The organism is Erythrobacter litoralis HTCC2594 (assembly GCF_000013005.1).
Lineage (GTDB): Bacteria > Pseudomonadota > Alphaproteobacteria > Sphingomonadales > Sphingomonadaceae > Parerythrobacter > Parerythrobacter litoralis_A.
The window spans coordinates 903,446-921,855 of the sequence record NC_007722.1; the positions used below are offsets into that span (position 1 = coordinate 903,446).

At 59.4% G+C, this 18,410-nt stretch carries 18 protein-coding genes; 4 read left to right on the forward strand and 14 right to left on the reverse strand.

The features are described from left to right. Positions 1–6 precede the first annotated feature (6 nt). Positions 7–294 (reverse strand): type IV conjugative transfer system protein TraL, encoded by a 288-nt coding sequence (traL, locus tag EL2594_RS04315; RefSeq protein ID WP_011413833.1) that lies wholly within the window; start codon positions 292–294, stop codon positions 7–9. A 26-nt stretch (positions 295–320) separates the two neighbouring features. Then, positions 321–647 carry a hypothetical protein gene (locus tag EL2594_RS04320; RefSeq protein WP_011413834.1) on the reverse strand — a complete coding sequence of 109 codons (327 nt, stop codon included), beginning with the start codon at positions 645–647 and terminating at the stop codon, positions 321–323. A 432-nt stretch (positions 648–1,079) separates the two neighbouring features. Here EL2594_RS04320 and EL2594_RS04325 point away from each other — a divergent pair, with 432 nt between their 5' ends. Both EL2594_RS04325 and EL2594_RS04330 read left to right on the forward strand, forming a co-directional pair. Next, positions 1,080–1,472, forward strand: coding sequence for a hypothetical protein (locus tag EL2594_RS04325; RefSeq protein WP_010412634.1), 393 nt, complete (start codon positions 1,080–1,082; stop codon positions 1,470–1,472). A 1-nt stretch (position 1,473) separates the two neighbouring features. Continuing rightward, a complete protein-coding gene (locus tag EL2594_RS04330; RefSeq protein WP_010412637.1) occupies positions 1,474–1,740 on the forward strand; it encodes an AlpA family transcriptional regulator in 267 nt (88 codons plus the stop codon). Positions 1,741–1,787: 47 nt separating this feature from the next. On the opposite strand, the gene EL2594_RS04335 is transcribed toward EL2594_RS04330, so the two are convergent. After that, positions 1,788–2,174 carry a MerR family transcriptional regulator gene (locus tag EL2594_RS04335; protein WP_010412642.1) on the reverse strand — a complete coding sequence of 129 codons (387 nt, stop codon included), beginning with the start codon at positions 2,172–2,174 and terminating at the stop codon, positions 1,788–1,790. 82 nt (positions 2,175–2,256) lie between these two features. Between EL2594_RS04335 and EL2594_RS04340 the strand changes: the two genes are divergently transcribed. Next, positions 2,257–2,619, forward strand: a complete 363-nt coding sequence (locus EL2594_RS04340) for a DUF3703 domain-containing protein (protein WP_010412645.1) — start codon at positions 2,257–2,259, stop codon at positions 2,617–2,619. Positions 2,620–2,627: 8 nt separating this feature from the next. After that, positions 2,628–3,272, forward strand: coding sequence for a class I SAM-dependent methyltransferase (locus EL2594_RS04345; protein WP_010412648.1), 645 nt, complete (start codon positions 2,628–2,630; stop codon positions 3,270–3,272). Between the two features lie 98 nt (positions 3,273–3,370). Here the strand turns inward: EL2594_RS04345 and EL2594_RS04350 are convergent, their stop codons facing one another. The 11 genes from EL2594_RS04350 to EL2594_RS15300 form a co-directional block, all read right to left on the reverse strand. Then, complete coding sequence (locus tag EL2594_RS04350) at positions 3,371–4,027, reverse strand: peroxiredoxin (RefSeq protein WP_010412650.1); 657 nt, start codon at positions 4,025–4,027, stop codon at positions 3,371–3,373. Positions 4,028–4,221: 194 nt separating this feature from the next. After that, positions 4,222–6,456, reverse strand: coding sequence for a TonB-dependent receptor family protein (locus EL2594_RS04355; RefSeq protein ID WP_010412654.1), 2,235 nt, complete (start codon positions 6,454–6,456; stop codon positions 4,222–4,224). A 201-nt stretch (positions 6,457–6,657) separates the two neighbouring features. Then, positions 6,658–7,611 carry a cation diffusion facilitator family transporter gene (locus EL2594_RS04360; RefSeq protein ID WP_010412661.1) on the reverse strand — a complete coding sequence of 318 codons (954 nt, stop codon included), beginning with the start codon at positions 7,609–7,611 and terminating at the stop codon, positions 6,658–6,660. After that, positions 7,611–8,477, reverse strand: coding sequence for a hypothetical protein (locus EL2594_RS04365; RefSeq protein WP_010412664.1), 867 nt, complete (start codon positions 8,475–8,477; stop codon positions 7,611–7,613). The genes EL2594_RS04360 and EL2594_RS04365 overlap by 1 nt, the downstream gene beginning before the upstream one ends. Then, positions 8,474–9,103: a cation transporter gene (locus tag EL2594_RS04370; protein ID WP_010412667.1), complete on the reverse strand. Its 630-nt coding sequence runs from the start codon at positions 9,101–9,103 to the stop codon at positions 8,474–8,476. Before EL2594_RS04370 ends, EL2594_RS04365 begins: the two co-directional genes overlap by 4 nt. After that, positions 9,100–11,595, reverse strand: a complete 2,496-nt coding sequence (locus EL2594_RS04375) for a heavy metal translocating P-type ATPase (protein ID WP_010412670.1) — start codon at positions 11,593–11,595, stop codon at positions 9,100–9,102. Before EL2594_RS04375 ends, EL2594_RS04370 begins: the two co-directional genes overlap by 4 nt. Positions 11,596–11,711: 116 nt before the next feature. Then, positions 11,712–12,137, reverse strand: a complete 426-nt coding sequence (locus EL2594_RS15630; protein ID WP_225982092.1) for a hypothetical protein — start codon at positions 12,135–12,137, stop codon at positions 11,712–11,714. A gap of 13 nt (positions 12,138–12,150) precedes the next feature. After that, positions 12,151–15,414: an efflux RND transporter permease subunit gene (locus EL2594_RS04385; RefSeq protein ID WP_137678839.1), complete on the reverse strand. Its 3,264-nt coding sequence runs from the start codon at positions 15,412–15,414 to the stop codon at positions 12,151–12,153. A 37-nt stretch (positions 15,415–15,451) separates the two neighbouring features. Then, on the reverse strand, positions 15,452–16,600 hold the full coding sequence (locus EL2594_RS04390; RefSeq protein WP_011413836.1) for an efflux RND transporter periplasmic adaptor subunit: 1,149 nt from the start codon (positions 16,598–16,600) through the stop codon (positions 15,452–15,454). 11 nt (positions 16,601–16,611) lie between these two features. Next, positions 16,612–17,778, reverse strand: a complete 1,167-nt coding sequence (locus tag EL2594_RS04395) for a TolC family protein (RefSeq protein WP_224801005.1) — start codon at positions 17,776–17,778, stop codon at positions 16,612–16,614. Positions 17,779–17,929: 151 nt separating this feature from the next. Continuing rightward, positions 17,930–18,274 (reverse strand): hypothetical protein, encoded by a 345-nt coding sequence (locus EL2594_RS15300; RefSeq protein ID WP_137678721.1) that lies wholly within the window; start codon positions 18,272–18,274, stop codon positions 17,930–17,932. Positions 18,275–18,410 lie beyond the last annotated feature (136 nt).

An 18,410-nucleotide genomic window follows, 5' to 3' on the forward strand; every position in this document is an offset into this window, starting at 1 on the left:
CCTCCCTCAGCCTGCGAGCAGGCGACAGTGGGAGGGCGGCGTGGCTTTCAGCCCGAGGAAGCTCCCCGGCAGATACCAGTAGGCAGCATGCACCAGTTTCGACCCTGCACCTGAAGCTTTGGCCTTTCGAAGGGCGAACCAAGTCATGACCGATAGGCCGGTGCCGATGATGATGTGCTGCGCAAGGATGCCCCAGGCGAACGGGACGAGCAGTCCCGCAAACTCGTCGATGGTCCAGAAACCGATGAGCTCCGGATCGTCGAGCCGCCGTGGAACGAGGTATCTGTCGGCCATGCCGCCCTCCCGTCGTTAGACCGCGATCAGATGGTCGCGGTCACGACCGAGGTGACGATCGGCACACCGGTGCCGACGCCGATACCGACACCGACCGGGACCGCGACCTGCCCGAGGGCGAAGCGGCCCGAGGCGAGCGCGATAAGCCCGCCGGCAAGGCTGAGGACGGTGATGATTTTCCCGCCCGAACCTTCGAGGAAGTCGGTAAATTTCTGCAGCGCCGGATCAAAGGTCGTATCGGCACCGGCATAGGCGGCACCGGCGCAGGCGAGCGCAATGGCGGCCGGAAGAATATAGTTGCGGGCACGAATGCCTTTGCTGGATTGGCGCTGAAGAGTGATTGCTTTGGTCATCGAGGAACTCCGTTTCGAACATTGGCAGCGATGCGTTCGCTGTATGTTCTTTCCTCGATTGGAAGGCAGGGTGTAGGAAAACGGAAACTGCAGCACGCGGTATTCCGACCAAGAGAAATCGTCGATTCTGGGCAATCTGACCGGGTTTTGCGCGACCGGTGCAGACATTGCGGCCAAGAATACCGATCATTGCGCCACCCATACCGAAATCTGAGATCGAGGGACCGGAATCTGCGCGAATCAAATCGTGTGACGATGAGCCGGTTTCCTACGTGTTCCTTATTTGTTCTTTTTCCTTTCCTACAGTTTGACGCGTTGCCTAGCCTGTTGGTGATTCGCTAAAGATCACCGGAAGCAGGAACAATGGCGCGAAACGCAAACGACAAATGGGAAGAACTATCGCGAGGAGTCGCAGCTTTCCTCGACCATGCCGTGGACGAAAGTGGCAAGTCCCGGCGGACGATTGCCGCACAGACGAATATCAACAAGGACGCGCTCCGACGCATCCTCGCCGGGACAAGGTCAGCCACACTGCTTGAGGCGCTGGCCATCCTTGACGCGAGCGGTCACGCGCCGCGCACCTCCCTGATGCTGGCACTCGCGGGGTACTCGCAGCGTAGCAAGGATTGGCAGAATAGCGGCGTGCTGGAATTTCTTGAAACCTTCATAAGCGAGTTGCCGTCTGCTTTGGATCAAGCGCTGGGCGAGAGGCTGCTCGATGTGAGACCGCGCTGGGCAAAGGGGACCGCTCACCGCACCGCCGGTCTCCTGTCGGATCACCTCGCGCAACTGGAGCGGCAGGATGAACAAAGCTTCGCTCTCTGAAATGACGACTGGTCTCGAAACGGACGCGGAAGCCGTTCCTGTCGAGCCAACGCCAGACCGGCTCATTCGTCTTCCCGAGGTCATGGCGCGCGTGGGCCTGCGCCGAACGGCAATCTATCAGCGGATGCGCGAAGGCCGTTTTCCAAAGTCGCGTTCGCTCGGTCCCCGTTGCACGGTTTGGGTCGAAGCCGAGATCGATGACTGGATCGGTTCTGTTGTCGAACGCACCGACGAGATATGTCAGAACACGCCCCGAATTTCGAGATGATCATGGTTTGCGTCCCGTCACCGCTCGAATAAACGCGCGCTGTCCCGCTAGCCGGAAAGCACTTCGATTATCCGGCATTCGCCAACCGCTCCGTGCTGGCAGTCGTCGACCATATGGCGCAGTTCGGTTCGCAGTTTTCGCAAGTCACCAAGCTTCCGATCCACTTCGCGTAGGTGGAGGCTGGCAATAGAGTCCACGGCTTCGCACGATTGCGATGGATCATCCGACAAAGAAAGCAATTGGCGCACCTCCGCCATGGTGAAGCCGAGGTCGCGTGCGCGGCGGATAAACCGCAATCTGGCCAATTCGGTCGGGCCATAGTCCCGGTAGTTTCCGGCGGTGCGTGGTGGTTCCTCCAGCAATCCGGTCCGTTCGTAGTAGCGGATCGTTTCGGCGGTCGTGCCGGTCTTCCGCGCCAGGGCACCAATCTTCATGGGTTTCTCGCAATGCTTGACCTTGTAGCCACTACAAGGTGCATAAGACGATTCGAAGATGCAAGCAGAACGGTAAAATCCTGTGGCAAAGAAGGACATTATTGAACTTATCGAAGCTGAGCGGCGCGTTTTCCGTGCCGCCAGGCAGTCTGGTGACCGGGCTTTGGCTTGGACCGCGCTCGAGCGGGAACATATTCTGGGCCAGGGCTTCTTCGGGCCGCACCTTCGTTCACATATGACGATGCTGGGCTATGCAGTTGAAACCCGCGATGGCCGCGAAGTTCTGGGGCAGGTCATACGTCTTGCGCTCGCTCCCCTTGGTAATCTCACCGGACGGCTCCCCTGGGGCAATACCGGACGCGCAAACGTGAGCGCATTCGCGCCAATGCCATACCCGGACGACCTCGCGGAGGTTTTCACCATCTCTTCGGACGAGGTTCGCTAGCACGCGCCATGGCAATTCTATCCAACGAACAGGTTGAACGTCTCTACGACAAGAACGCGGGAATCTATGACCGATTGGTGTCGGGGTTTCGGTGGGCCGGTCTTGGTCGCTGGCGACGCGATCTGGTTAACCGGCTTGAACTCAAGGCCGGTGACCATGTGATCGATCTATGTGCTGTCACCGGCGCAAACCTCGCGTTTCTGCTTGAGAGAGTAGGACCAAGCGGCAAGGTGACGCTGGTCGACCTTTCGCAAGGCATGCTCGACCAAGCCCGTCGACGAGCGAAGCGCCTGCGAGCTAGCAATGTCGAATTTGTGCAGTCAGACGTAGCCGCCTTCCGCTTTCCGAGCGAGACCAGCGCAGTCATCAGCACCTTTCGACTGGAAATGCCACCTGACTACGCCGCGATCATCGAGCGCGCCTCAGCTGCTCTCCCGACGGGTGGCCGGATGGCCCTGCTTGGCCTGAAGCACCCCGAGCGCTGGCCGCGATGGCTGATTGAAATCGGAATATTCGCTACGAAACCGTTCGGCGTCTCGCGCGAATACGAAGAATTCCGCCCGTGGCTACCAGCCCGCCGAGAGCTGAACGAACTCCATTTCCGCGAGTTTCTGGCAGGATGCGCTTACGAATTCGTCGGTGCCAAATCGTAATGCGGCAGAAGCCGCAGTTGCGTGACTGCTTTTGTCTAGCTTCATGCGGGTTCCCCTGTTGAGTTCGAGCCCAAATACACCACATCCGCTTGCGCTGGTCAGTCGATTTTAACCGTGCGCAGATAGGGGCGCAGCGTTGTGAAACCTTGCGGGAAGCGCGCTTTCGCTTCTTTATCGGAAACAGACGGTGGAATGATGACGTCATCCCCACTCTGCCAATTGACCGGGGTTGCCACGCCTTTACTTTCGGTGAGCTGGACTGAATCGAGCAATCGGAGCACTTCTTCGAAATTGCGTCCGCTGCTCATCGGATAGAGTAGCATCGCACGGATTTTTTTGTCCGGGCCAACGATATAGACGGCGCGAACGGTAGCATTGTCGGCTGCGGTTCTTTGCTCCGCACTGCCAGTCTCCTCGGCGGGCAACATATTGTAGAGTTTGGCCACCTTCAGGTCGCTGTCGCCGACCACCGGGTAATCGACTTTATTGCCGCTGACCGCCTCGATATCGGGTAGCCAGTCGCGATTGTCTTGGCTGCTGTCGACCGACAGGCCGAGAATCTTGGTGTCGCGTTTGGCAAATTCCTCGCCGAGACCGGCCATGTAACCCAGCTCGGTCGTACAAACCGGGGTAAATGCCTTTGGATGAGAAAACAGGATAGCCCAATTGTCGCCCATCCAATCATGGAAGGTGATGGTGCCTTGGGTCGTTTCCGCTGTGAAATCGGGAGCTGTCGAGCCAATGGAGAGGGTCATGTCAAAACTCCTATTTATTCTGGGGGAGGTGTCCGCCGTCCTCATATTTTGGCGGGTGTGTGGCCTGCGGCACGTCGAATGTCGGCGCAATCGATTGCGTGAGTCTCGACCTCACCTGCATTTAGTGAGGCGGAAATGCTCACTGGCGCTCCCGCCTCCTACAAGATTGCGCGATCATCGGCCGGCGTAGATACTCAGAAGCGCACGCTAGCGCCTGCTACGAAGCGCCGGGGAGCCCCCGGTCTCAAACCCGAAGGCCGACGCGCTACAGCATAAGCATTGTCGAACAGATTATCCACTCTGGCAAACAAAGAGAGACCTTCCGTCAGCGCAAACCGGCCGGCGAGATCAAAGACAATCCTTTCGTCAATACGCTCATCGGGCGAAATATCCCCGCTACCTGCTTCGGTGCGTACTTGCGATGTGTAATTGGCGCTCACGAGCAAGGATGCCGGTCCAAATGCGAGCCCCGTTTCGGCATAGAATTGGTGGCGAGCGATGTAGGGGAGTGCGTCGCCCTGGGACACGGAACCGAAGAACGCACTCTCGAAACTGCTTTCGAATTGCGCGTCGGTGAGCGTGTAAACCACCGAGAAGGGAATAGAAATTTCCCTACCCACTTGATGCTCCGTCGAAGCTGCCAGCTCCAACCCCTTCACGGAGACGGCCCCAGCATTGAACTGGTCGCCAATATCCCCGACGCTACACCCCACGGATTGTGTGCAGTTTCCGAGCAGATTGGAATAGTCGGAATAAAACGCAATCGCGGAAGCTTGAATGGCGCCATTCCGAAAACGCCCACCAAATTCATAGTTCCAGCTTTTCTCGGCTCGTGCCTCCGGATTTCCGGGCCCGGGGGGAGAAAAACCGCGCGAAGCGCCTGCAATCAACAGCACGTCTCCCAGTGCATAGGTTGCACCGAGTGCGGGAAGCCATTCGTCAACGTTGGTCTTGCGTATGCGCGCAGGTCCATCGAGACGAGCGGGGTCGGCTCGATCATAGTCCAGTCGAGTAAGGTCGATGCCTTCGTACCGAATGCCGGGTGTCAGAGTAAGCCCGCCGATCTCGATCCGGTTCTCCAGATAGAAAGCGATCGCCTTCGCCTTCGCCTCGCGATTGGCTTGAGCGCCCGGAGCCGTCTGCCGGACGAAAACGAGATCTCCATCCGTTTGCGTATAGAATTCCTCATTCTGCAACCGGTCTTCTTCATCCTCGTGATACCGGAGCGACGCAGCCAGGTTGTGCCTGACCTCGCCGGTCTCGAAAGGTCTTTCGAACGAAAGCTGGACGCCTTCGCTCCGATAGACGCGGTTGTTGTTGCGAATGCGAAGGGCACCTTCAGCGCTGTCTGCGCCTCGCAGGATTGCGAGGCCTCTCTCGTTTGAGGAGGGAGCATCGAAAACGGGTTGGATGGCATCAAAGCTGCCATCACCATCGAAATCGATGTCCTGTAGCTTCGACCAACTTCGTGTGAAATCGTTGCGATATAGGGTAACCGCGAACTGCGTGTCGTCGGGCAACCGGAGGGTGCCGGTGAGCCGATATTGATCGTGCTCGCCCGTGAAAACGTCGCGTTGGCTGGCCGAATAGCGCCGGTACGGATCGCTCGCGAAATCCGCGTCGGCGAGGCCCAAATAGGTTTCGTTCGCCTCAAGTTCGGATCGACCATAGGCGAACTCGAGGCGAGCATCGACCGGCGAATCTGGGTTGGTGTGGACGGCGAAGCGGGCGCGATAGTCCTGACGTTGAAAACCGGTCTCGGCGCCGGGAAGCCCATCTATCGTCTTGAACCCGTCACTGCCTTGCTGATAGCTTTCTACCATCGCCCCGAAATTGTCGGCACTAGCGCCAATCCAGCCATGACCCTGATAATAGCCGCGAGAACCAAGCTGGCCGGAAGCTTCGCCAGCCAGGCTCTCGGTCGGTATCGGAGTCGATCGGAAATTGATGGCCCCGCCGATCGTGCGAGGACCATAGCGTACCGAGCCCGCGCCCTTGATCACTTCGACTGCGTCCATTCGACCGATCGCGGGAAAGTAATACGCGGCCGGAGCGGCGTAGGGGGCAGGGGCAATGAGAACGCCATCTTCCATCAAGGTGATGTTGCTCGACCGTTCGACCGGCGCGCCGCGCAAGCCAATATTCGGGAATAGCCCGAAACCGTCCTCTTCCTGAATGTTGACCCCCGGCACCTGGCGCAGGACACGGTTGACGTCACCATGCTCGAATTCGCTCAGTTCCTCGCCATCGATTAGGTCCGCCGCACCGGCCACTTCATACGCATCGATGCGACCGCCAATCACGATAATCGATTCGCTTGGGTTTGCTATCCCGTCCTGCGATTGCCGCTCATCGGTCGGGTCTTTTTCATTGGCGTAAGCAGGGGCGGCCAGTGCAATTGCTATGAGCGAGGCGGTAGCGCGATACATGTGAAGAATCCTTTCGAGACATTTACCAGCCTACTACTGCTATTGAGACGTATTCGCAATAGCAGTAGTAGGCTTTTATGCCCATATTGGGTGAGGGCGGCTCGCGGTGCATCGGTTCTGGACTGCAATACCGTCCGCGACCGGCGCGCGATGAGGGCTCAGGGTCTGCGAACGGCCGGGCAGGAACAGGCCAGCGAAAGCTTAATCACCGACCGTGTTTTTCCCGTTGTTGGGTGCCGGGTGGGCAGGGATCAGCGCATCATCGCAGTCCGTAGCGAGGCAGGGCTCGAAAGTGACATGTGCGATGCCGAAATCCTTTTCCAGCATCGCCCGCGCGCGTCGCTTGACTCCCTCGAATGCTGTTTGGGAGTAATCAACAAGAGTGAGATGGGCTTCGAGCGCCCGGTGATGTTCTCCCAGATTCCAGACATGGACGTGGTGAATATCCTGCACGCCGCCAAGCGCGCGCAGGTTTTCAACCATCTGATCAAATTCCACCTCGTCCGGCACTGCTCCCATCAGCAGACGAACGGTTCGCGGTAGGAGCGTCGCGCCCTGCCAGATGACATAGGCCGCGATGATGAGAGTGATGATGAGATCGGCGACGACGAGATCGTATAGAATAATTAGCACTCCGGCGACGATCACACCGATCGAGGCCAGCGCGTCCGAAACGTTATGAAGGAAGGCAGCCTTCATGTTAATGCTGTCATGCGCGCCGCGATAGACAATGAATGCGGTGACGAGATCGATGACAAGTGCGATCCCGGCAACCCAGATCACGGTCCAGCCTTCGACCGGCTGCGGCGCGGCGAAACGGTTGATCGCCTCAACGATCAGATAGAATCCGATGATCAGCAAGGTCGTCAGATTGATGAGTGCGGCGACCACTTCTCCCTGGGCGTAGCCGAAGGTCATCAGCTTGTCCGCCGGACGCCGGCCTATGCGTCGCGCAAACCACGCAAGACCAAGAGAGGCCGCATCGCTGAAGTTGTGCAATGCATCCGCGATAAGCGCCAGTGACCCTGAAAGGATGCCGCCGACAATCTGGGCAAGGGTCAGGAGGACATTGATCGCGACCGCGAGGATCAGCTGACGATCGCTAAGGTTTTCCTCGCCGTGACTGTGGCCAGCTTGATCGTGCGAGTGCGCCATCACTTTTCTCCGCTATTTGCGATTTTGTTGCCGGCGGTATCCGGATGCTGAAGGATCGCATCGGAATTATCGATTGCTCCGATCGCGGCGTTAAATCCGACTGCAATCATTCCGAACATCGCAAGCCCGGAGATGAAGGCCGCGAGTGCTGCCAAATTCAAACCTCCCAGTCTGCCCGGGATTTGCAGCAAAAAATGAACCGACCAGACAAGAAAGTATCCTGCGAGTAGAATTGCCAACCGCGCGTCCGCTGTTTCGCTCATGCCGTGGAGAAGCCAAAACCCGGCTACCGCTGCGGCAACAAAGGCGAGTGACAGAAAAACATGGATCGCTAGACGATCCATGCGTTTCATCGCGCTGTCGCGAAATCCGGCTGTTGTCTTTCGCCCCACCAGGAAAAAGGTGATTCCAACCCCTAGTGTTGCTGCGAAACCGGCGAAGACAGACACGGCTGCTGCTGCACCCAGAGCGATGCCACCAAACCCCAGCGCAATACCGCCTTGAAGCGCAATGGTCATCTTCGGCCCGCGTCTTCCCACGGCGTCGGACAGGGTTCCAACTGAGTCGCGATGCGAAGCCCAGCCTCCGATCAGCACCGCCAGAAGATAGAGAGTCCCGCCAGCGGGGAGCAGGGCTGCGTCTATGAAGTCACCCCTTGCTTGTCCAACTGCAGGACCGGTCAAAACAAGCGCAAGTGCGGCAAGGGCGCCAGAGTGGACGGCCGCCGCGAACCCATTTTCGTTCGGGGTAGGCCCGTGCTTTTCTTCCCAGACAACGCCAGCACCCAGGCCGAGGCTTGCCAGCATCGCCAAGGTCAGGATCGCCGACAAATCCTCAGTTACAAATATCTCGTGGACGAGGCTCATTCCCGTGTTTCGCCATGAACCGTTCCCGCCTCGTCGTGCTTGTCACTGTGCGCGTCGCGCAGGATATCGATCCCGCCGTAAAGAGCTATGCCAGCCACAGCGATGCCGACCACAAGGTCCGGCCAGTTCGCGCCTGTGATCATAACGATGACGCCAGCGATGATAATCCCGCCGTTCGAAATGAAGTCATTGAAGCTGAATGTGGTGGCGGCCCGCATGTTGACGTCCTTGTTCTGCATCTTTTGCAACAGGCGAAGGCAATAGAGGTTCACTATGCCCGCGACGGCAGCCATCGCGATCATCAGGATGCCACCCGGCTCAGAACCTTCAACAAACCGCCTGACGGCATCAGCAATCACTCCGCCGGCAAAGATCAAAAGCATGACGCCAGAAAAGCGCGCTGCGCCTCGCTTCCAGGAGCGCGGTCGACTCAGCGCAAGGAGACTGAGAGCGTAGACAAGCGCGTCCGACGAATTGTCGAGCCCGTTGGCCAAGAGCGCGTTCGAGTCCGCAAAATAGGCAACGACAAAGAAACCAACCGCGATTGCGACGTTGAGCCACAATACGATCCACAATGTGCGTCGCTTGTCCGCCGAATCCAGATCGAAGTCATCGTTGCAGCTCATACTGGCTTCTCTGCTATGTCTTTTGTGCTGCCCTTCTCTTTATACGCCAGAAGGCGAAGCGCATTGGCGACCACGATTAGCGTTGATCCCTCGTGAACCGCGACAGCGGGGCCTATCCCGAGACCGAAAATGGTTGCCGGGATGAGCACGACAACAATTCCGAGACTGACGATCATGTTCTGCCGGATGATTGACCGGGTTTGTCGGCTCAGATCGACGGCGAAAGGCAGTCGGGCGAGATCATCGGCCATCAGCGCGACATCGGCTGTCTCCAATGCAACGTCCGAGCCGGCAGCCCCCATTGCTATTCCGACCGTTGCGTTCGCCATGGCCGGAGCGTCATTAACCCCGTCTCCGACCATCGCAACCTTGTCCTGGCCGGCAAGCTTGCGGATGGCCTTGACCTTGTCGTCGGGCATGAGATTGCCCCAGGCCTCGTCGAGGCCGACTTCCTTTCCAACCGCATCGGCCACTCTTTGGTCGTCGCCCGAGATCATGATCATTCGGGTGATCCCGAGGCCGCGCAACGCTTCGAGCGTCGCCTTTGCTGCCGCCCGCGGCGTGTCGAGCAAACCGATCGCTCCAAGATCGCGCGTTTCCGAGCGAACGCCCATCGTCGTCCGCCCGCGCTCGCGCATGGACTCGATAGCATCCGACAGTTCGGCACCGAGCTGAGGGACCCCGTCTTGCCCGAACATTTCGAGCTTTCCGATCCACACCCGCTCACCGCCGACAAGCGCGGTGATCCCCTTGCCTGTGAAGCTTTCAAGACTTGTAGCTTCGGGCAGTGCCTCATCGCCAAGCCGCTGCTTGCCGTCCCTAACAATCGCCTGTGCTAGGGGATGATCGCTCAGATTTTCAGCCGCCGAGGCAATCGCAAGCAGTTCGTTTTCAGATACACCCTGCGCGGGTTGGACATCGGTCATGCGGGGCTCGCCTTCGGTAAGAGTACCGGTCTTGTCGAACGCGATGGCCTTGAGCGCGCCGAGATCCTCGAGCGGCGCGCCGCCCTTTACCAGAATGCCGCTGCGTGCTGCTCTGGCTACTCCGGACAAGACCGCGCTCGGGGTCGCGATCGCCAAAGCGCAGGGGCTGGCAGCCACAAGCACCGCCATCGCCCGGTAAAAACTGTCGCGGAACGGCTCGTCGATGACAACCCAGGCGAAAAGGAGCAGGCCGGCCAAAGCGAGCACGGCAGGCACAAAAATTCGCTCAAAGCGCTGCGTGAAGCGCTGGGTAGGAGATTGCTGAGCCTCGGCTTCGCTCACCATTTGGACGACCTTGGCGAGGGTCGTGTCACTCGATCGCCGGGTCACTTCCACTTCGAGCGCGCCCGATCCGTTGATCGTCCCTGCGAAGACGCGATTGTCATCCGCAAGATTGTCAGGATTTGCGCGCGCAGAAGCGATATTCGAAACCGCGCTCTTGTCGACCGGCACGCTTTCCCCGGTCACCGGAGCCTGATTGATGGCACTGACGCCGTCCAAGATGAAGCCGTCAGCCGGAAGGCGTTCGTTCGGACGCACGATTACGACGTCGCCTAGCGCAAGCTCCTCGACCGGAACCTCAACGACGTCATCTCCACGTTTTACTCGTGCCGTTTCCGGCGCGAGCTCGGCGAGCGCCTCGATCGCCCTCTTGGCGCGGCCCATCGCGTAGTGTTCGAGCGCGTGGCCGAAACTGAACAGGAACAGCAATAGCGCGCCTTCGGCCCATTCCCCGAGAAAGGCGGCGCCCGCAGCGGCGACAAGCATGAGGCTGTCGATTTCAAACCGGCGCAGGCGCAAATTGTCCCACGCCTCTCGGACGGTAAAGAATCCGCCAAAGAAATACGCCGCGAGATAGCATGCGAATGGCAGCCATCCTGGATGCCCAGACCATAGCTTCTCAATCCCGAACCCGGTCGCGAGAAATACGCCCGAGGCGAGCGAGAAATAGAGTTCGGTGTTCGCGCCGAAAATGCCACCATGACTGTGCCCGGCACGATCTTCATCATCGTGATCATGGTCTTTGGAAGAGTGCTCGGCGTTCCTGGCGACATCGCCCGCCAGAACCGACACGCCGAGGTTCTTGAGCTCGCCAGCAATCCTAGGCTCATCGGTTAGCTGACGGTCGTACTCGGCGATGAACCTCCCGCTCGCATCAGCATTTGCTTCGAGGATACCGGGTTTGCTGGCCAGCAGGTCCGCGACCGTTTGGGCACGGCGGGTGGAATTGATGCCATCGGCTTGCCAGACAACGTGTCCGTAGCGTTCGGAGATTTCCGCTCCGGCCACATGGGCCAACTCCTTGATGCGGGCGACAGTCAGGCGATCGGCATCGTATGATATCGCTAGTCGGGCGGATGCATCTTTCTCGCCGGGCAATATCGTGACCTCGTGCACGCCGATCCGCGAGCTGAGCAAAGACTGCAAGCGCGCGATGCAATGATCGGTTTCGCTCGGGATGTCGGGAAGGAGCGGTGAGACTTCGAGTTCGATGGTTCGCGTCATTGCCTATTGCTTCCCATTGGAAATTGACCGCTCCCGGTGCCGCAGACCCGTAAGCTTGCAGGTTCGCGAAACCCGAATAGGGACTAGCGAAGCCCGCATATTGCGTAACGAAAGCGTCAATGTGCGTCCTGACCTGCCGGCACTTTCAGCGAATTCGCTGGACAGCGGTGAAACGTGCGCGTGACACCGCGATAATTGCGGGTTGTCAGTTTTTCGGCGGTGCGCTCTTCGATGGTAAGATGACGAACCCGCATCGGCCGTTCATGACCTTCAAATGGCATGTGCGCGTGGGTGTAAGCGATGGCATCGCCCTCGTCTCGCCAAATTCCGACGGCGGCGGGGCCACCGTCCGGAAGCTGCACTTCGGCATAATAGCCATCTGCGAAAAACACCCAGGCCGGTCCGCTATCACAAGACCGCGTTTCACCAAGGCTCCAGACACCGGCGATCGGAACAAGCGTGCTCTGATCCTGCGCCGATGCTGGAACACTTGAAAGTATCAGGGCGCCGGCAAGAGTCACACTGAGCTGGCTACTAATCATTGATGCTCTCCATTCACGTAACCTCTTGCAGCTCTTGCCGTTCCTCGGGAGTGACGTTGCGGCGCAGGCGGTCCCACCAGCGTTGACGCCACGTCCGGTCATCCTTTCTGGTGGCGAAGACGAGCTTCAGGATCGCGGGAAGGACGAACAAGGTGAGCGCAGTGGCGGTGATCAGACCGCCAATGACCACCGTTGCCAGAGGCCGTTGAACCTCCGCTCCAGTGCCGGTCGCGATCGCCATGGGGACAAACCCGAGCGACGCGACCAGAGCCGTCATCAATACTGGACGCAAGCGCGCCAGTCCGCCTTCCACGATGGCCTCATCGAGCGCCATCCCCTTGTCCAGACGCTGGCGTATTGCAGTCACCATCACGAGACCGTTGAGGGTCGCCACGCCCGAGAGGGCGATGAACCCGACTGCCGCCGAAACCGAAAACGGCATTCCGCGCAGAGCCAGCGAGAAGATGCCGCCAGCGAGGGCGAGCGGGATCGCGCTGAAAACAGCCAGAGCGGGAACCCAGCCTCCGACTGCCATATAGAGCAACAGGAGAATAACCGCGAAAGCGATCGGGATAACGATCTGCAACCGTTCCTGCGCAGCCTGAAGGTTCTGGTACTGGCCGCCCCACTCGATGAAGGCTGCAGCGGGCAATTCGACCTGCGCCTCGACATTCGCCCTCGCTTCCTCAACGAAGGAGCCAAGATCGCGCTCGCGCACGTTGGAGGAAACGATCACCAGCCTGCGTCCCTGTTCACGGCGGACTTCGGCAAGGCCATCCACAACCCGGAATTCGGCGACCGAGCGCAGCGGTATGGTCGCTCCGTTCGGAAGCAGCACCGGCAATGCACCAAGCTGATCGAAATCATCGCGTGTCGCATCCGAAAGCCGAACGACGACCTCGAACCTTCGATCGCCTTCAAAGACCAGCCCGGCAGGCCGCCCGCCCAAAGCAATTGCGACGGATTGAGCGACGTCTTCGACCTTCAGCCCATATCGAGCGATCGTTGGACGATCGAAGGCAATATCAAGCGTTGGGAAACCGGTGACCTGCTGGACTTTAACATCCGCAGCTCCCTCGACCTCGCGCAAAATCCCGGCGACCTCGTTCGCTGCCGAGGTCATGGCGGTCAGGTCGTCGCCGTAGATCTTGACCGCGACATCGCCGCGCACGCCAGCGATCAGTTCGTTGAAGCGAAGTTCGATTGGTTGGCTGAACTCATAGAGATTGCCAACCAGGCCTCCCAGAGCACTCTCCATTTCTGCCACCAGATCATCTTTCGAAAGATCCGGGTCAGGCCATTCATCGCGCGGCTTCAGGATCACATACGCATCGGAGGCGTTGGGCGGCATCGGGTCGCTGGCCACTTCCGCAGTACCGGTACGTGAGAATACCAGCTGCACTTGCGGAAATTCCTCCAATCGATCTTCTACTCGCCGCTGCATCGCCAGAGACCGCTCGAGAGATGTGGAAGGGATTCGCAATGATTGCACCGCGATATCGCGCTCGTCGAGCTGCGGTGTAAACTCGCTGCCAAGGAAACTGAACACCAGAGCAGCAACGGCAAAAATGCCGGCACCGGCCCCGATCACCGGCCAAGGGCGGGCGATGGCTTTGCGGACAAGAGGCCCATAGCGTTCCTTGGCGATCCGGATCGGTTTGACTTCCTTCTCCGTCAGTTTTTTGTTCAGCAGGATCGCGATCATCGCCGGGACGAAAGTCAGCGAGAGTACGAATGCCGACGCGAGCGCCAGCATGACCGTGATGGCCATCGGCGAGAACGTCTTGCCCTCGACTCCGGTGAAGGTCAGCAACGGTGCGAACACCAGAAGGATAATCGCCTGACCATAGACAGTCGGCTTGATCATCTCCTGCGCGGCAAGCCGCGTTTCCGTCAGCCGTTCGCCAAGTGTCAGGAGCCGGCCCTCATGCTCCTGTCTGGCCGCAAGACGTGCCACACTATTCTCGACGATAATCACGGCCCCATCGACGATCAGACCGAAGTCAAGCGCGCCCAGACTCATCAGATTGCCTGACACTCCGAGCCGGTTCATGCCGATCGATGCCATCAGCATCGAAAAAGGGATAACCAGAGCGGCGATAATTGCGGCCCGTATGTTGCCGAGCAAAAGGAACAGGATGGCTATGACCAGCAGCGCACCCTCGACGAGATTCTTCTCGACGGTCGCGATCGTTGCATCGACGAGAGACGAACGATTGTAGACGATTTCGGCTACCACACCTTGTGGCAGGGAGGCGCGGACTTCGTCAAGCCTCTCAGCGGCCTGGGCTGAAACAGTGCGGCTGTTTTCTCCTGCCCGCATGAGGACGGTACCAACCACAGCCTCGTCGCCATTCAGCGATGCAGCCCCGGTTCTGAGATCACCGCCAATGCTGACCGTTGCGACATCTCCCACGCGAATGGGAACGCCTCCACGTGTAGATATGACTGCTTGCTCGATGTCCTGGACACTGCCGAGCCGTGCATCGACACGAGCCAGCAGGGCTTCTCCTGATCGCTCGACGAAATTCGCGCCTTCGGCAAGGTTGGCGGCTTCCAGCGCATCGATCACCTCATCGAATGAAAGCCCGTAGCCTGTCATGCGAGCAGGATCGGGCTGTACGAGATATTGCTTTCGGAAACCCCCGATGGAATCGACACCGGCGACGCCATCGACCGACCGCATGAGTGGAGCGACCACCCAGTCCTGAATGGTACGCAGATAAGCAGCCTTAGCGACATCGCTATCCAGCCTGTCACCGCGTTCGGTAACGAAGCTTCCGTCGGACTGCCAACCGACCGCATTGCCCTTCGGTGCTTCCTTGCCCCCCGGATGCTCGAACTCGATCGTATACATGAGCACTTCGCCCAGACCGGTCGAGATAGGTCCCATTACCGGTTCTGCTCCTTCGGGCAGCGAAGCGGTGATCGGCGTCAGGCGCTCATTGACCTGCTGCCGCGCGAAATAGATGTCAGTACCTTCTTCGAAGATTGCAGTAACCTGGCTGAACCCGTTGCGCGAAATCGAACGGGTCATTTCCAGACCATCGATCCCGGCGAGACCGGTTTCCACCGGATAGGTTACCTGCGTTTCGACCTGGGAGGGGGAAAGGGCGGGCGCTTCGGTATTGATCTGCACCTGAACGTTCGTAATGTCGGGTACGGCGTCAATGGGAAGCCGAAGAAGGTTCATCACGCCATAGATGGCGACACCGATCGTCAAAACGACCATGGCCCAGCGAAAACGCACGGCCATGTCGAGGATCATGCCGATCAGGCCGTGGCGGTGCGAGTGCTCCGTTTCCTGCATGCGATCAGTGTCCATGTTCGGCTTCCTCTTTTTCGAGTTCGGCTTTGAGCAGGAAGGCATTCTCGGTTGCGATCCGCCAGTTCGCTTCGAGACCGGATTCGATCACCACGCGGCCTGCGGAACGTGCGCCGGTCACCACCGGACGGGTCTGGAAGCCGCGGCGCGTGCGCACGAAAACCACTTCCTGGCCGTCGAGTGACTGCACCGCGCTTTCGGGCACCGACATGCGGCCCGTGTCGACCTCGCCCGAAGGTCGGATGCGCGCTTGCAGGAAGGCACCTGGTTGAAGACCGGGGATGGACCGCGTGAGCGAAAGGACTGCCGTCGCGCTGCGGCTCTCAGGATCGAGCGATGGCGTGACGGAGCGGACCCGCGCTCCGATCTCGCGGTTTTCTGCAAGTTCCAGCGTGGCTTCATCGCCTGGCTGAATACGGCTCGCTTCTGCAGAGGGGAGCGCGACTTCGATCTGCATCGCATTAGGATTCACGATTTGGTAGAGTTCCTCTCCCGCATCGACAAACGAACCAAGGACAATAGGCGCCGCCGTTACCCGTCCTGCAAGAGGGCTGGTAACCGCCAAAGACCGACCGTCGCCACTCACGCCCGCTGCCGCAACCGCTGCCTGCGCGCGGGACAGTTCTGACTGGGCGACCTGGAGATTGGCGCGCACCGCTTCGAGATCCTGCCGCGCCGTAACATTGGCTTCGAAAAGCCGGCGTTCGCGCTCATAGGCGGCTGACAATTCGTTGACGCGCGCGCGCGCCGCGCTCAATTGCGATGCCAAAGCTGCCGCTTCCGCACTTTCGATACGCGCAATGGTTTCACCCTGCCGGACGTAATCACCCAGCGTTTTTTGAACGCTCCGCACCACGCCCGCCGCTCGCGCATCGATCCGCGCGCTGCCTGTGGGGCTAGCGGCGATTGTGGCTGGGAACACTAGCTCTACCGCCGAGCCCTCACCAACGGTCTCGACCATGATTTCGGAGCTTCGAATCTGCTCTTCGCCGAGTAGGACCAGTCCTTCCGGGAGATCGCTTTCTTCGGTTTCCTCTTCGCTGTGCGGTTCTGCGCCGTTGTCCGGCCACAGCATTACAGCAGCCGCAAAAACAAGAATGATCAGGCCGATCAGTACGGCCAAACGCTTACGGTTCATGGGTATTTTCCTCATTGGGCGCCAAGCCAGATCAACTGCGCCGCCAGGCGACCGCGATCTTCCTGGGCTTGGATCAAGGCTTCTCGGATTGCATCGCGGGCTTCGGCCGCAGCCAGAACCTCGATCAGCGGGAACCTGCCGTTGCGATACCCAATCCGGACGAGGCGCAAGGCTTCTTCCGCTTGAGGCAGGGAGGTTTGGGACAGAGTCTCTACACGAGCCTCGGCGGCGAGAAAGCGGCCGCGCGCCTGGGTTACTTCGAGTTCGAAATCCGCGCGGGCGACAGCCTCGCGTGCGGAGGCCGCGCGGAAGCGGGCCTCGGCAGCGGCGATGTTACCCTGATTGCGATTGCGGAAAGGAAGGGGAATCGAGACGCCCACTAGGAAGGCCTGATCCCTGCTTTCCTCGAACCGCCTGACACCGGCGGAGATGGCCGGATCGGGAACACCCAAAGAGCGCTCCCTGTCGATCGCAGCGTCCGCCGCCTCGCGTTCGGCACGCGCGACTTGGAGACGCAAAGCAGAAGGCGATGCAAGAAGCATCGCAGGAGGTTCGATCCCGGGAAACGCCGATGGCACGTCCGGGGGAGGGGACGTTTCACCCCAGAGCGCCACCAACGCGCTCCGCGCCGCTATCTCTGAAGCTCGCGCGGCTTCAAACTCCGCCTCGGCTTCAGCAAGGGCCGCTTCTGCACGAAGCGAGCGCAGCGGCGGCTCGCGGCCAACTTCGACAAGCAGGCCAGCTATACGCGCGAGTTCGCGATTGCGTTCGACTACGTCGCGGGCAAGTTCCAGTCGCGCAGCTGAAGCGACCGCCTCGATGTAGCGTTCGCGCACCATGCGACTCAGCTCAGCGACCGACAATTCTCCAGAAAGCATTGCCACGCGCGCCTCGGCCTCGGCCGAGCGAATGCGTGCGCCCCGCTTGCCGCCTAGCTCGAGGCGCTGACTCAAAGACAGCGTATATTCGGTTGCTTGCAGCCCTGAAAAGGCACCGCTTCCTGCGATGTTCTCCGCTTCAAAGGCAAGCTCAGGATTTGGCCGAAGCCGTGCCTGATCGATAAGCGCGCGTGCCGCGTCCGTTTCGGCCTGCGGCCCGATCAAACGCGGATTGTCTGATTGCACCTGCGCGCTTTCGTCCACACCCGCACGCGCGAGAGCTTCGTCGAGCGTCAACACCGCGCGTTCTTGTGCACGCACCGCACCGGGCAGTACTGCGAGGCTCAGCCCTGCAAAAAGGGCGCCTCGCCAAATAATGGCAAACATGAATTGATTTTTCCTCTACTGACATGCCGAATGCGCGCCGACATTGCGGCGGCAATACTGGACGTCAGATTCGAGGAGGGGGCGTCAAAATCGCTTGCTGGACTGCAGTCAGGCCGACGGGTTCGAAGAAATGCTGTGCACCGGATGAACGCTCACCGGCCCCGATATCCGCATTGCCTGCAAATTGGACTCCATGATGGCAATGGCCGTGGGCGCAGATGCCATGCTGCTCATTCGGGCTGTCCGGCAAGTCTTGACCAGTCTCGCTACTTGCAGCTTCGACACTTGTAAGTTCGCCAATTTCAGGCCCGCATACCGCCGCGTCCACGCTTACGCTGAACACCAGGCCGAAGAGAATCAGCATGGCGAAAAACGGCTTCAAGGCAAGAAGGGGCATACGGAGGGTCATGACACTTTGGCCCCGCTAGCAGGACCAATCACATGGCACAAGTCGATATTCTCTTCGAATTCCGAAGCCGTCGCGCAGCTCAATGCATAAGAACGAACAAATGCGCTATTCATGTACCGACCTGGGTCGACACAAA

Bases quoted from the DNA above. Each gene is read 5' to 3' on its own strand.
- traL (WP_011413833.1), bottom strand. From the start codon at position 294: ATGGCCGACAGATACCTCGTTCCACGGCGGCTCGACGATCCGGAGCTC.
- EL2594_RS04345 (WP_010412648.1), top strand. From the start codon at position 2,628: ATGGCAATTCTATCCAACGAACAGGTTGAACGTCTCTACGACAAGAAC.
- EL2594_RS15630 (WP_225982092.1), bottom strand. From the start codon at position 12,137: ATGATTAGTAGCCAGCTCAGTGTGACTCTTGCCGGCGCCCTGATACTT.
- EL2594_RS04375 (WP_010412670.1), bottom strand. From the start codon at position 11,595: ATGACGCGAACCATCGAACTCGAAGTCTCACCGCTCCTTCCCGACATC.
- EL2594_RS04390 (WP_011413836.1), bottom strand. From the start codon at position 16,600: ATGAACCGTAAGCGTTTGGCCGTACTGATCGGCCTGATCATTCTTGTT.
- EL2594_RS15300 (WP_137678721.1), bottom strand. From the start codon at position 18,274: ATGACCCTCCGTATGCCCCTTCTTGCCTTGAAGCCGTTTTTCGCCATG.
- EL2594_RS04365 (WP_010412664.1), bottom strand. From the start codon at position 8,477: ATGAGCCTCGTCCACGAGATATTTGTAACTGAGGATTTGTCGGCGATC.
- EL2594_RS04360 (WP_010412661.1), bottom strand. From the start codon at position 7,611: ATGGCGCACTCGCACGATCAAGCTGGCCACAGTCACGGCGAGGAAAAC.
- EL2594_RS04330 (WP_010412637.1), top strand. From the start codon at position 1,474: ATGACGACTGGTCTCGAAACGGACGCGGAAGCCGTTCCTGTCGAGCCA.
- EL2594_RS04320 (WP_011413834.1), bottom strand. From the start codon at position 647: ATGACCAAAGCAATCACTCTTCAGCGCCAATCCAGCAAAGGCATTCGT.
- EL2594_RS04335 (WP_010412642.1), bottom strand. From the start codon at position 2,174: ATGAAGATTGGTGCCCTGGCGCGGAAGACCGGCACGACCGCCGAAACG.
- EL2594_RS04350 (WP_010412650.1), bottom strand. From the start codon at position 4,027: ATGACCCTCTCCATTGGCTCGACAGCTCCCGATTTCACAGCGGAAACG.
- EL2594_RS04355 (WP_010412654.1), bottom strand. From the start codon at position 6,456: ATGTATCGCGCTACCGCCTCGCTCATAGCAATTGCACTGGCCGCCCCT.
- EL2594_RS04370 (WP_010412667.1), bottom strand. From the start codon at position 9,103: ATGAGCTGCAACGATGACTTCGATCTGGATTCGGCGGACAAGCGACGC.